Origin of the sequence: Acinetobacter sp. KB005 (assembly GCF_049949095.1) — a bacterium.
GTDB classification, from domain to species: Bacteria; Pseudomonadota; Gammaproteobacteria; order Pseudomonadales; family Moraxellaceae; genus Acinetobacter; species Acinetobacter calcoaceticus.
This window is the reverse complement of sequence record NZ_CP188191.1, coordinates 1,947,503-1,959,818: the sequence shown is the minus strand read 5'-3', so window position 1 is coordinate 1,959,818 and position 12,316 is coordinate 1,947,503. Positions and strand designations below refer to the sequence as shown.

At 37.7% G+C, this 12,316-nt stretch carries 16 protein-coding genes and 1 other RNA gene; 7 read left to right on the top strand and 10 right to left on the bottom strand.

What is annotated here, in order from left to right:
* Positions 1 to 200 precede the first annotated feature (200 nt).
* The gene (gene rsmI / locus ACPF64_RS09505) at positions 201 to 1,037 is read left to right on the top strand and encodes a 16S rRNA (cytidine(1402)-2'-O)-methyltransferase (RefSeq protein WP_003652836.1); all 837 of its coding nucleotides are present in this window, start codon (positions 201 to 203) and stop codon (positions 1,035 to 1,037) included.
* A gap of 131 nt (positions 1,038 to 1,168) precedes the next feature.
* Here the strand turns inward: rsmI and ACPF64_RS09500 are convergent, their stop codons facing one another.
* Positions 1,169 to 2,059, bottom strand: a complete 891-nt coding sequence (locus ACPF64_RS09500) for a LysR family transcriptional regulator ArgP (RefSeq protein WP_426456090.1) — start codon at positions 2,057 to 2,059, stop codon at positions 1,169 to 1,171.
* Between the two features lie 104 nt (positions 2,060 to 2,163).
* Here ACPF64_RS09500 and ACPF64_RS09495 point away from each other — a divergent pair, with 104 nt between their 5' ends.
* On the top strand, positions 2,164 to 2,766 hold the full coding sequence (locus tag ACPF64_RS09495; RefSeq protein ID WP_426456089.1) for a LysE/ArgO family amino acid transporter: 603 nt from the start codon (positions 2,164 to 2,166) through the stop codon (positions 2,764 to 2,766).
* Between the two features lie 56 nt (positions 2,767 to 2,822).
* Here ACPF64_RS09495 and ACPF64_RS09490 read toward each other — a convergent pair whose 3' ends face one another.
* Positions 2,823 to 3,464: a cation transporter gene (locus tag ACPF64_RS09490; RefSeq protein WP_080026515.1), complete on the bottom strand. Its 642-nt coding sequence runs from the start codon at positions 3,462 to 3,464 to the stop codon at positions 2,823 to 2,825.
* Positions 3,465 to 3,529: 65 nt separating this feature from the next.
* Between ACPF64_RS09490 and ACPF64_RS09485 the strand changes: the two genes are divergently transcribed.
* Positions 3,530 to 3,931 (top strand): MerR family transcriptional regulator, encoded by a 402-nt coding sequence (locus ACPF64_RS09485; RefSeq protein ID WP_005048318.1) that lies wholly within the window; start codon positions 3,530 to 3,532, stop codon positions 3,929 to 3,931.
* 60 nt (positions 3,932 to 3,991) lie between these two features.
* On the opposite strand, the gene ACPF64_RS09480 is transcribed toward ACPF64_RS09485, so the two are convergent.
* From ACPF64_RS09480 to ACPF64_RS09460, 5 genes are all read right to left on the bottom strand, one after another.
* Positions 3,992 to 4,243 carry a hypothetical protein gene (locus tag ACPF64_RS09480; protein WP_003652849.1) on the bottom strand — a complete coding sequence of 84 codons (252 nt, stop codon included), beginning with the start codon at positions 4,241 to 4,243 and terminating at the stop codon, positions 3,992 to 3,994.
* A 206-nt stretch (positions 4,244 to 4,449) separates the two neighbouring features.
* A complete protein-coding gene (locus tag ACPF64_RS09475) occupies positions 4,450 to 5,682 on the bottom strand; it encodes an FAD-dependent monooxygenase (RefSeq protein ID WP_426456088.1) in 1,233 nt (410 codons plus the stop codon).
* Entirely contained in the window at positions 5,679 to 6,887 is a 1,209-nt protein-coding gene (gene ubiH, locus ACPF64_RS09470; RefSeq protein WP_426456087.1) for a 2-octaprenyl-6-methoxyphenyl hydroxylase, read from the bottom strand. Before ubiH ends, ACPF64_RS09475 begins: the two co-directional genes overlap by 4 nt.
* Before the next feature lie 31 nt (positions 6,888 to 6,918).
* A complete protein-coding gene (gene pepP / locus ACPF64_RS09465) occupies positions 6,919 to 8,238 on the bottom strand; it encodes a Xaa-Pro aminopeptidase (protein ID WP_426456086.1) in 1,320 nt (439 codons plus the stop codon).
* A gap of 67 nt (positions 8,239 to 8,305) precedes the next feature.
* Positions 8,306 to 8,935: a UPF0149 family protein gene (locus ACPF64_RS09460; protein ID WP_270902922.1), complete on the bottom strand. Its 630-nt coding sequence runs from the start codon at positions 8,933 to 8,935 to the stop codon at positions 8,306 to 8,308.
* Between the two features lie 64 nt (positions 8,936 to 8,999).
* On the opposite strand from ACPF64_RS09460, the gene ACPF64_RS09455 reads away from it, so the two are divergent.
* The 3 genes from ACPF64_RS09455 (at position 9,000) to ssrS (ending at position 10,213) form a co-directional block, all read left to right on the top strand.
* Positions 9,000 to 9,560 carry a hypothetical protein gene (locus ACPF64_RS09455; RefSeq protein ID WP_151745092.1) on the top strand — a complete coding sequence of 187 codons (561 nt, stop codon included), beginning with the start codon at positions 9,000 to 9,002 and terminating at the stop codon, positions 9,558 to 9,560.
* On the top strand, positions 9,557 to 9,841 hold the full coding sequence (locus ACPF64_RS09450) for a cell division protein ZapA (protein WP_003652859.1): 285 nt from the start codon (positions 9,557 to 9,559) through the stop codon (positions 9,839 to 9,841). Before ACPF64_RS09455 ends, ACPF64_RS09450 begins: the two co-directional genes overlap by 4 nt.
* A 188-nt stretch (positions 9,842 to 10,029) precedes the next feature.
* Positions 10,030 to 10,213, top strand: a non-coding RNA gene (gene ssrS, locus ACPF64_RS09445) — 6S RNA.
* A 132-nt stretch (positions 10,214 to 10,345) separates the two neighbouring features.
* Here ssrS and ACPF64_RS09440 read toward each other — a convergent pair.
* From ACPF64_RS09440 to ACPF64_RS09430, 3 genes are all read right to left on the bottom strand, one after another.
* Complete coding sequence (locus ACPF64_RS09440; protein WP_056478557.1) at positions 10,346 to 10,666, bottom strand: hypothetical protein; 321 nt, start codon at positions 10,664 to 10,666, stop codon at positions 10,346 to 10,348.
* A 94-nt stretch (positions 10,667 to 10,760) separates the two neighbouring features.
* Positions 10,761 to 10,874: a hypothetical protein gene (locus tag ACPF64_RS09435; RefSeq protein ID WP_002117788.1), complete on the bottom strand. Its 114-nt coding sequence runs from the start codon at positions 10,872 to 10,874 to the stop codon at positions 10,761 to 10,763.
* Between the two features lie 115 nt (positions 10,875 to 10,989).
* Positions 10,990 to 11,334, bottom strand: coding sequence for a hypothetical protein (locus tag ACPF64_RS09430; protein WP_426456085.1), 345 nt, complete (start codon positions 11,332 to 11,334; stop codon positions 10,990 to 10,992).
* A gap of 243 nt (positions 11,335 to 11,577) precedes the next feature.
* On the opposite strand from ACPF64_RS09430, the gene ACPF64_RS09425 reads away from it, so the two are divergent.
* Complete coding sequence (locus tag ACPF64_RS09425; RefSeq protein WP_426456083.1) at positions 11,578 to 12,162, top strand: 5-formyltetrahydrofolate cyclo-ligase; 585 nt, start codon at positions 11,578 to 11,580, stop codon at positions 12,160 to 12,162.
* The last annotated feature ends 154 nt before the right edge of the window (positions 12,163 to 12,316 follow it).

Here is a 12,316-nt window from a genome sequence, read left to right as displayed (position 1 = left end):
CCCAAATTAAAAAATAGCTCTACATGTTTTTATGCGTAAGTTATTTTCTTAAATTCATCTGCCATATCAGATCTGAATTGAACAAATGAAAATCAGATCATTTTCAAAAAGCTCAAGCTAGCAGACATTGTTCACGCCCAAATCATAATTTCGGGTAAACTACCCCATTAAAATTGTTTATCTGTACGGAGTAAAACCAAATGAGTGCTCAGTTATTTGTTGTAGCCACCCCAATCGGGCACTTAGATGATATGACTTTCCGTGCAATTGATATTTTAAAATCAGTTTCTATTGTAGCTGCCGAAGATACTCGCCAATCAGCACAATTATTTAAACACTATAATATATCGACTCAACTTACTGCATGTCATGACCACAATGAAAGCAATAAAATTGAGCAGTTGGTTCAAAAACTACTTGCTGGCGATAGCGTTGCTTTAATTAGTGATGCAGGTACACCGCTCATTAGTGATCCAGGGTTTAAATTAGTTCGTGCTGCTCAAGAGCATGGTATTAGAGTCGTTCCTGTGCCGGGTGCGTGTGCTGCGATTGCTGCTTTAAGTGCTGTAGGTTTACCGAGTGATCGTTTTAGCTTTGAAGGTTTCCTTCCATCTCGAGCTTCACAACGTATTTCTCAATTAGAAAAACTAAAAAACGAAACCCAGACCTTAATTTTTTATGAAGCACCTCATCGTATCTTAGAGTCTATTAAAGATATGGCTCAAGTATTTGGTGAAGACCGTCCTGTAGGGTTTGCACGTGAAATTACTAAAACCTTTGAAACCATCAAAAAAATGACCTTAAAAGATTTAGTCAGCTTCATTGAAAATGACCATAACCAAGAAAAAGGTGAAATTGTAGTTGTTGTAGGTGGTGCAGCTGCAAAAACAGATCTAGAGCAAGAAAAACTAGACGAGCTTTTAAAGCGCTTACTCCAAGACTTATCTGTTAAAGCAGCGTCTCAACTTGCAGCCGATTTAACAGGAATTAAGAAGAAAATCGCTTATCAACGTGCGTTAGAGTTAACACAATCGTAATTTTTTAATTAAGCATGGTGATGACAAATAGTCTGTGTCATCACCATGACTAAATTTTGCATAATAGTATTAAAGATAAAAATAACTTCAAAATCAGAACAAACTTTATGGCTTTTAAAAGTACCTAAATTCTATCTCAATATGTATTTTGCTGACTCCACAATAGTCTCCGTCAGTGCATCCAACTGTTTAGACTGCCTTTTCCAATGATGCCAATACAACGGGATGTCGAGCTCAGCTTCGGGTATAACATCCACTAAAGTTCCATTGATTAGTAAAGATTGAACCTGAAGCTCGGGTACCATGCCATATCCCAAACCTAATTGAATCGCTTTCACAAAGGCATCTGTAGCTGGAATAAAACTGTAAGGATAGCTCTGCAAAGGCAACCCATAATATTTCAGTAATACCTCTGAATGCATAAGATCTTTATGGTTAAAAATGACAGCTGGTGCATTTCTTAAAGTTTCTCGGTTTACGCCATGTTTAAACCAATCAGCAGCAAATTCAGCCGAAGCCAACATTTTATAACGCATTTTTCCGAGTGGTTGAGCTAAACAACCTGACATGACCTGCTCTTCTGCCGAGATACAGGCATTGACCTGTCCTGTTTCTAATAAAGTATGTGTATGCGATTGGTCATCAATTTTTAGTTCTAATACTATTTTTTCTTTAAAAAGGATTTGCTGAATACTCGGTAAAAGCCAAGTAGCTAACGAATCTGCATTGGAAGCTAGAGCAATTTTGTAGAACTCTGATTCAGATGATTTACCCATCAAACCTTGTAATAAGTTTTGCTCCATTAATCGTGTATGACGTAAATGTTGTAATAAAGTTTGCCCTGCTTGTGTGAGTACACATGGGCGCCCACGGATAATTAAAATTTGGCCTAAATACTTTTCTAAAGCCTGCACGCGTAAGGATACTGCCGAGGGAGTAATATATAAATGCTCACCTGCCGCATCAAAACTTCCCGCTTCTGCCACTGCAAGAAAGGCTTCACATTGTTTGCTATCTAACATATCAAACCTAAATTTTTCTTAGCCAAACCTAAATATTCTTAATTTTACTTATTTCTTAATAAAAAGTCAGATAATTCCCACATCTGATTTTTCACCTTACTGTTATGTTCTCTCTTAGTATATTTTTTAAAGGTTTCGGTATTGGTAGTGGTCTAATTGTAGCAATTGGCGCTCAAAATGCTTTTGTTTTAAAACAAGGCCTTAAACAGCAATATGTGTTTTGGCTATGTTTAATCTGTGCGCTGTCCGACTCGATTCTAATCGCTTTTGGTGTATTAGGTTTTGCCGAAATCATGACAGCATCACCGATCTTAATTACAGTTGCTAAATATTTAGGAGCAACGTTTTTATTCGTCTACGGCGCGAAAGCATTCTATGCGGCATTTAAGACCACCCAGAGTATGGAACTTGATAGCAGCCAGAAACAGACTTTAACCCAAGCCCTAGTGACCTGTCTTGCCTTTACTTGGCTCAACCCACATGTCTATTTAGATACCATCGTTCTGATTGGTTCAGTTGCAACCCAACTAGAAGACAAAGTTAGTTTTGCTTTGGGCAGCATTGTTGCCTCTTGGATTTTCTTTTTCAGTTTGGGCTATGGCGCAAGATTATTAAAACCATTATTTACCAATCCAAAAGCTTGGAAAATTTTAGACTTTATTATTGGTTGCGTTATGTGGAGTATCGCAATATCACTACTCATCTAGTTCATTTAAAACAGCAAAAAGTACCATGTTTAAATGGTACTTTTATGCGCTTAAAATTATGCTTGAGAACCCAACACCAGCTTTGACTGTTTTCTTTCTTGCTGTGATTGCTTTATAACAGCATAACCAGAAGATACACCTAAGTAAGCAATTACAAAGGCAACAAATAAATCGGGAAATACGCTGCCTGTTCCAAATACCCCAACCGCCGCTAAAATTACAGCAACATTGGCAATAGAATCATTTCTGCTGCACAACCAAACAGAACGCATATTGGCATCTCCATCACGAAACGCATAAAGCATCAGAGCGACTGAAACATTCGCAATTAAAGCCATCACGCCAATTGCGCCCATGACCATAGGTTCAGGTGGAACACCATGAAAATATGACCACACCACTTTTCCAATGACAAAAACGCCAAAAGCTGTCATCGTTATTCCTTTCATTAATGCCGCTGTTGCACGCCAATATAAGCTCATCGAAAGGACAACTAACGATAACGCATAGTTTGCTGCATCTCCGGCAAAATCTAATGCATCTGCCCATAGTGAAACTGATTGGGCTTTGTAACCACCCAAAATTTCTACCACAAACATCAATGCATTAACGATAAGTGCAATCCATAACGCTTTTCTAAACCGTGGACTCACTTTCTTTGAAGGAGAACATGTTGAAGCACAACCACATCCAGCCATTTTATTTCCTCTAAAACTCTTTTATAGTCATTAAAAACCCTTGAGTAGCTCCAGAGTCAAGCCTTATGAGTCTTTCTATTGGCCAATTATCAAAAAAAGCGGATGTTCCCATTGATACGATCCGTTATTACGAAAAAGTAGGTGTACTTGATCGTATCCAACGTTCAGAAAATAATTATCGTATTTATACTGAACAAACACTTGGCGACCTATTGTTTATTAAGCATTGCCGTGAATTAGATATTTCACTCAGTGATATTAAAACGTTAAAAGAAATGAAAACTCAGCCTAAACAGGCATGTACGAAAATTGATAATTTAGTAGATAAATACTTAAATGAAGTATCAGAAAAAATTGAACGATTATTGCTTCTAAAAGAATCTTTAATTGATTTAAAACAGCACTGCTCTACCAATCGAACAGTAGATGAATGTGGGATTTTAAAAGAACTGCAAAGCTCTCCTTAAACCTGTTTTGGTAAATTCATACAAATAAAAAAGCACCACTCATGTGATGCTTTTTTAAGATTAATGGTCGCTATGTTCATCAGGAGGAACTTCGGTAATTCTCCCACCCCGAGCTAAAAATGCAGCGATTTCATCTTCCAGCGCTTGGCGCTGTTTCTGTTTAGCAGTGACAGTCAGCGTTTCTGCCTCAGCAAGATCAGTATCACTCATACTGCCTGCTTCTTCATCAGCTGCACCGCTTTCTGCTGCCTTCGCTTCATCTTCATCTACAGCAGAATCTTCTGCATCTTCATAATCATTGATATCTGACATTTCACACTCCCCAGAATGATTTTATTGCATCATTGCTATGGTCCCAAGACCTCAGAAATTTAGCAACCTCTTTGCATTTAGCAAAGAGCTAATTTGGTCAATTCCGTATCTTTTATGACCAAATTGGTAATGATATATAAATGATTGTTCAAAAAATATCTACTGGCATTTAATTCGCTTAGTAGAGTATAGGCCCAGTAAATATTTTAATGCCTATAGCGGGTACTTTGTAAAGCCCCTAAACCATTTGCTTGTTGCATAAATTTATCTTTTAGAACCGGAATCTGCTCAACTTGCTTAAGGCCCATATTACGAGCCCAAACTATTGGGAATAATTCACTACTTTCAAGCCAACCAATTGCCGACATGCTATGCATCATTGCATCATTCTGACCTTTACGGCGATGCTCATAACGCATTAAAGTTTGTTCATGCGCCCATACACCACGGCTTAAATCGTGAAGCAACACGTCACACAGTACTGCTGCATCAAGACAGCCAATATTTACCCCTTGTCCAGCAAGCGGATGAATCACATGTGCAGCATCACCAATCAAAGCTAAGCCTGCTTTTACGTATTGTTTTGCAGCTCGAGCTTTCAGCGGGAATTGTGCTCTGGAACGAACCTCTAACACCTCACCCAACATGTGTTGGCTTTCTTGAGTTAAAAGCTGCATAAACGCAGTATCGTTTAAAGCTGAATATTCATCGGCATAATCATCTGGTAGTGTCCAGACAATTGATTGCCAATATCCATTTTCAGCTTCTTCAAGACTTGCCATTGGTAAATATGCCAAAGGTCCTGTAGGTAAGAAAATTTGACGGGCAACATAATGATGGGGTTTTGCAGTTTTAATGGCACAGCTAATGGCTGCTTGTTTGTAATCCAGTACATCGAGGTCAATAAAAGCCTGTTCACGTACAAATGAATTAGCGCCATCTGCACCAATAAGCAGTTTAGTTTTAAGCGTAGTACCATCTGCCAATTGAATATGCCAACATTCAACACCCTGCTCAATACGAGTAACACGAACTTGGGTACGGTAATCTGTTAATTGCTCCAACATTTTTTGTTGAATGGCAACATTTAATACACTCGGTTCAACCATAGAACCTAACGCTTGCTCTGGCATCGGTCTTTGTATGGACTCATGGCCAAAATTAATTTCACCATAACCATTAAGATTCCAGACCTGCATGCCCGTATAAGGCATTTGACGCGCAAGATCATCCCAAACATTTACCGTTTTAAGCAAATGAATGGTCGCTTGGCTAAGCGCTAAAACACGCGGGTTCATCACACTTAATGTTTTCTCAACATCAAGTACAGGAGCCGCATCAAGCACTGTGGGTTGTACGCCACCTTGCGCAAGTAATAAAGCAGTTAAACCACCAACCAATCCACCACCAACAATGACGACATCCAACACTTCACTCATGCTTTTAACCCCATTGCATAGTTAGCCACCAATGGTTTTACACCTGGAATGACATCAAATGCAATTAATCCCGTATTACGAATTAATTTTAATAATGGATTTTGGTTACTAAAACCACGGACTACAGTGTCACAGAACTTAATTACTCGCTGCTGATCTGATAAACGAGCTTTTTCATAGGCAAGTAAATTATCAGGATTACCCAAATCATCAGAAGTGGTTAACTGGTTCACTAAATAACGCACCAAAACATCTGCATCACGTAGGCATAAATTAAAACCTTGTCCTGCAACAGGATGAATTGTATGCGCTGCATTACCCATTAAAATAACGCGGCCAACAGCTTGTTTATGTGCAAGCACTTGTGAAAGTGGATAGCTAAAACGTTTACCCGTTTTTTCAAACTTACCCGCTCGGTCACCATAGGTTTGTTGCAAGGCACTTAAGAAGTGTTGGTCATTTTCATCACCCAGCCATTCATTTTCGGTGCCTTTTTTTACAGGCCATACAACCGAACGGCGATATTCACCCGGTAAAGGCAATAAAGCTAAAGGCCCTAATGCACTGAAACGCTCAAAACCAACATGCTCATGCGGTTTCGATGTCTGAACCGTGGTGACAATTGCAACCTGATCATAATCATGGACATCCACACCGACGCCAATTGCCTGACGACAAAAAGAATCACGTCCATCAGCCGCAATTAATAATTTTGACTCAAGCTTTAAGATTTCATCACCACGCTGAGCTTCAATATGTACTTGTTCAGCATCTTGAGTTAAAGCTGTAACTTGTACGCTATCAATTAGCTCAATCAAAGGTTGCTGACGCACTTGAGTTAACAGCACACGACCAAGCCAAGCATTCTCAATCACTTGTCCAAAACTTTCGACTTTTTCTTGTTCTGCGATTAAACGTGCTTTACCAAAACTGCCTTGCTCAGTAATGTGGACTTGTAAAATTGGAGTAGCATGTTGCTGTAATGCATCCCACAACCCTAGCTTTTGATAAATTTGCACACTACGACGTGATAAAGCCGTATTACGTGCATCAAAACTCGAATGGTAAGGGGCAACATTTTGATCATCATAGTTTGGGTATTTCACAGCTTCTAATAGCTTTACCGCAATATTGGCCTTCGCGAGCATGAGTGAAAGGCTCAAACCCACCATTCCCCCACCTACAATAATCACTTGTTGTTGCATCGAGTTTTGCTCCTTTGGCGAATACGTTTAATTATGCTTTAGCTTGCGCCATTAAATGTTCAATATCTGCAATATCTTTAACTACATTGGCAGTTAAAACTCGTGGCCCTTTCGACGTTGCCACCACATCATCTTCAATACGAATACCGATACCACGCCATTTTTCATCTACAGTTTCATCATCTGGCGCAATGTATAAACCAGGTTCAACTGTAACAACCATACCCTCTTCATATTGACGCCAGTCTTCACCTTTTTTGTAAGATCCAACATCATGTACATCCATACCTAACCAATGACCTGTGCCATGCATATAAAACTGACGGTATGCTTCGGTTTTGATGAGTTCGTTAACATCACCTTTGAGCAAACCTAAATTAACTAAGCCTTCAGTTAAAATTTTGACTGCAACTTCATGAGGTTCACGATAAGAATTGCCAATACGAACTGCGTCAATGGCTGCATATTGAGAAGCCAATACAACTTCATATAAGGCTTTTTGTTCAGCACTAAATTTGCCATTTACAGGGAAAGTACGGGTAATATCCGATGCATAAAACTCATATTCACAAGCTGCATCAATCAAGACTAAATCACCATCTTTTAATGGCTTATTATTTTCAACATAGTGCAAAATACAAGCATTAGCACCACCACCAACAATACTGTTATAAGAAGGCACACAACCGTTTTGCCCAAATATATAATTCAGCTCAGCTTCAAGAGCATATTCCATCATGCCCGGACGTACCATTTGCATCGCACGCGTATGCGCTTCAGCACTAATATTTGCAGCAATTTGCATCAGCTCAAGTTCTTGTGGTGACTTGACTAAACGCATTTCATCAACAATACGGTCGAGCTGTGCCAGTTGAGCGGGAGCGCTCTCATGTCGGTGCTCGGCATCTGCTTGTTTAATCCACTGGCTCACCCGTGCATCAAACGCAGCATTGTGCCCAATCCGATAATAAAGACGCTCTTTATTTAATAACTTTTCAATAATCTCTTCATCAAGCAAATCAATTGCGTATGCTTCATCTGCGTCATAGTCTTCAATTGCACCATCAATTCCTGCACGGTAACCATTCCAGATTTCCATCTCGCGATTACGTTCACGGCAAAAAAGACTATAGCTATAGTCATCGTCCTCGAAGGTTTCAATGACAGCAACTGCCTCAGGCTCATCAAAGCCAGTCAAATAGAAAAAACTACTATCGGCACGGAATTTATAATCCGCATCACGATTACGGTACATTTCCTCACGCGTTGCAATAATTGCAATACTGTTTGGACCCATTTTTTCTGCCAGACGGTCTCTACGATGTCGAAAATCAGCTTGAGGCAATTTCATAATGATCTACTTGATTTAGAATTTTAAAGCCAAAAAATAAAATACAACCAATAACACATCGCCTCAATTAGCTTGGGCGATGTGGAGTAAACATTTCTACAATAGTTTGCTCTGTGTCTATAGGAGCAGATTTAATTTTTGCATGAAAGTTTTTCAATAAAGAACTGTCAGCTACAGTGATTTTTTTTCTACCAATAGACAAGCTTACAGGTATTAAGCGTACAAATTCATACAATTCTTCGTAGCTACTTTCACCTTCCTCATCATTATCAGAGTCTTCAAATTCGACCGCTGCAATATCTTGAAGGTTCTCAATCAACTCACGTTCATCATCACGAATATGACCCGATGCCAACCCAAAACCTAATACAACACCCGCACACCAATCTGATAATGCTTGTACACGCTCTTGAAGCGTATGTTCATCATCAGGAAGCATTGGTAAATAATCTAATTCATCATCAGATATAGCGTGAACGACATCTTCTGCTTCATCAGTTAAAAGTGCTAAAGCATCTTCACTTAACTCTGGCACATTAAGGGTTGTTAAAATTTGTGACCATTCTTCACGCGTTGGCGCTTCTGTCACACAAACAATACCTGTTAACAGACCATGTAACTCACTAGGGCTTGAAATTTCTTCAATTCCTTCAAAATGAGCGTTCCAATCTGTCCAGCCTGAAATATCGTCTTGCATTCGTTTATCCAATCTCTATACTTTGTATATATTACCTTTGATTGCAATTCTGTGCGACCTCGTTATGTTAGAACAATTACAGCGGCTACAAGCGCATATTAGCGTATTAAAAACACGCTTACATCATTTAGAGAGTGAACATGCGGCACTCTCAGAAGCTAATGAAATGGCTGAAACAGAGCATCACGCACAAGTTGTGCAAAAAAATAGTATTATCACTAAAAAACAAGAGGAAATTGAGTCGGTAACTGAGCAATTATCTCAGTTAAAAGGTCAATTTCAACAATTGAATCAGGATGCTAACACACTTGCTGAACGTTATAGCCGATTAGAAAAAAGTACGACTGATTTAAAAAATCGTTTTCAAGAAATTCTTGCTGAACGAAATGAATTACGTGTTGCCAAAGAAAAGTTACAAGCCCACCAGCGTCAAACTCAACAAGAGCTTCATGATTTACAACAAGATCGTGATCGTTTGTTACAAAAAAATGAGCTTGCCAAATCAAAAGTTGAAGCCATTATTCAACGTTTAGGAATTTTAGGTACTGCCCAAGATCAGCATGCTCAAGAAATTCAGCAGCTTGCCCATCCTAATGCTGAAACTGGTGAGGAGACCCAATCATGAGTGAACAAGTCATGGTAGAGCTTAGGCTGATTGAGCAGACCTTTAGACTCGCGACTACTTTAGATAAAAAAGATGAACTTGAACGTGCAGCAGAACTTCTCAATGAAAAATTTAATGAGATGCGTCGTAGTGCTCCACGTGTTGAACACAATAAACTGGTCATTATGGTTGCTCTACAACTGACTCAAGAAGTACTGAGCCTTAATAAGTCTTTGCAAGAATACACTCACTGTGAACGTTTACTGCAAACGATCTTGGATGATGTTGAACAAATTGTTTAATAAACTATCCATATAAAAATGCCTTGCTCTATGAATAATAGATGCAAGGCGTTTTTTATTTAGACTATTAGGACAATTGAAAAATATTTTATGCTTGTTAGTGTACAAAGCTTCATCAAACGCAAACTAAGTTTACAGTTCCAGAGGTTTAGGTGATTGCCAACATGGTCAGATCGGTTATACTTAAACTGTCTCTGGGATGTTCGCCAGCGGGTCTATTCCCCTGCCGATACTTAAACTTATGGATGTGTTCTGTATATTTAGAGTGTATGCCTACCTTCGTGTAGGAAACCCAGCAAGTATACGTCGCCTCCACCTTGAACTCATCGGGTTCAGGGTAACGACACATGCAGCGGCATCTTCGGAGCATTTAGTTTTAACTTTAAGAAAAATTCAAAATATTTATTTTAATTTAGTCTTTCATACAGACCTGTCAGTCTAAAATTCCTTTTTAACATTAAATTATCCTCTTACGTTATTAATTTACCCTACACTTCTACCATATTATTTTTCATTTCTATTAAGACACTCTTCATACCAAGCTGTTTGAAAATCTTCTATTGCTTTTCTTTTAAAGAAACTGGTTTTGAATACTTTGGCAGAGTAAGCCGAATTAATTAAATCCTGATAAAGTTGTTTTGCTTTAGGATCTTCTAGACCATTCGCTATGTGTTGCAAGTCTTGAGATGGAACTTTTTGTTGACGTGCCTCCATGACTGTATGAGCAACTTTTTTCACTACATTACAAATCTCAGGATCACTTACGTTTTCGTCTGCATGACAACTTAAAGCCAAAAAACCAAGAAGAAATAATCTAAACTTCATGTCCCTACCCTATTTTTATAGTTTAAAACGAATGACAGAATTTAATTATTAAAAAAAAGAAATAGAAAATTTCTTACTATTTCTTTTTAAAAGATCACGCAGGATTAATCACGTAAAAATAAATAATCAGACCCACTAAAACGGTTGAAGCAATTGTTAAGTATGTACCGACCGTATTAAAACTCTGTAAGAATTTCAAGATTTCCATATCTAGAACCCCCTAGACTATCACCGATAAAAGACAAAATGAAATTTATCACAACTCAATAATGCCAATCAATTCACACTTATCGGATTTTTTGAGATTTTAAACATAAATTAATTTATTGGTTACACCTAATCGCCAAGGCATCCTTGTAGTAGTCAGTTGCACTTTTCAAATCTAACAACAATTTTTCTTCGGTATAAGGTTTTGGTGAAATTTTTATTAATGCGGGCATATATTGAGTCTTGTAAACCTCAGGATAGTCATGGCACAAGATTTTGACTTTAACCTCTTGTGGTGTATTCGGATTATCCAATTGATCTAAAAACTCTCCAATTTTACGGTCAGACTCTTCAAATTGAGCTTTATAGTCAACTTCAGCCGCTTCAGGTTCTGTTTGTTTTGTGCACCCACCAAGCATCAATGCGGCGCTTATTGTAATGGTTAAATTTTTTAACTTCATAGGCTTAACAATTTCACATTTCTCTTTTTAAATATTCTTATCTCATTAAATGTAAATAAATACTGGTAATACGTAAAGAAATAGAGTTTTTATCGCTAAAGAAGATACCTCACATCACTTTATGACAATTAACTAACCAAATAAATTTAAAGTTATTTTCTAATTACTCTTCTATTTTCATAAAGCTATAAAAAATAGGTATAATTTTTCTCGACTGATCTCAAATCTTTGTTAGATTTACACATGAATGAACTTAGTTTTATTAGAAAAAATTTAAGATCTAAAAGACGCTCTTTAACCCCATTGGAGCAAAAACAAGCTCAGCTTAATGTTCTCCATCATCTAAATACCCTTGCTATTTTTCATTCATCAAAAAAAATTGGTTTATATTTACATGCCTTTGGAGAGGTTCATACAGACCTTCTCATAAAGTTATGTTTTAAAAAGAATAAGCAAGTTTACTTACCTATGATTTGTTCTATGAATCAAAATTTAGTTTGGGTAAAAATATCTAAAAACCAATATTTAAATCGACGTTTTTCTCATCATCCATTGGGTATGAAAGAACCTATGGCAACAAGAGGAAAACATGTATCTAAACTTGATTTACTGTTAATGCCACTTTTAGCGTGTGATCAATACGGTACGCGTATTGGTATGGGAGGTGGCTATTATGACCGTACATTGGCAACTGCAAAACACAAGCCTTATCGGTTGGGTGTAGCCCATCAATTTCAATTTATTGAGCATACTTTAAAACGTCAAAGTTGGGATCAACCCTTAGATGCTTTACTTACCCCTCAACATATTTATTATTTTAAAAGATAATCTTTATATAAAAAAATTTAAATTCAACAACTTAAAATAAAACTTTACTTTTCACGCCTCTAAAATCATAAAAGTAACCACCCTAAGGATGGTTACTTTTAAGTGACAGACCGCTTTACCAATTTATATTAACACGCCTACTTAGTGTTCAATA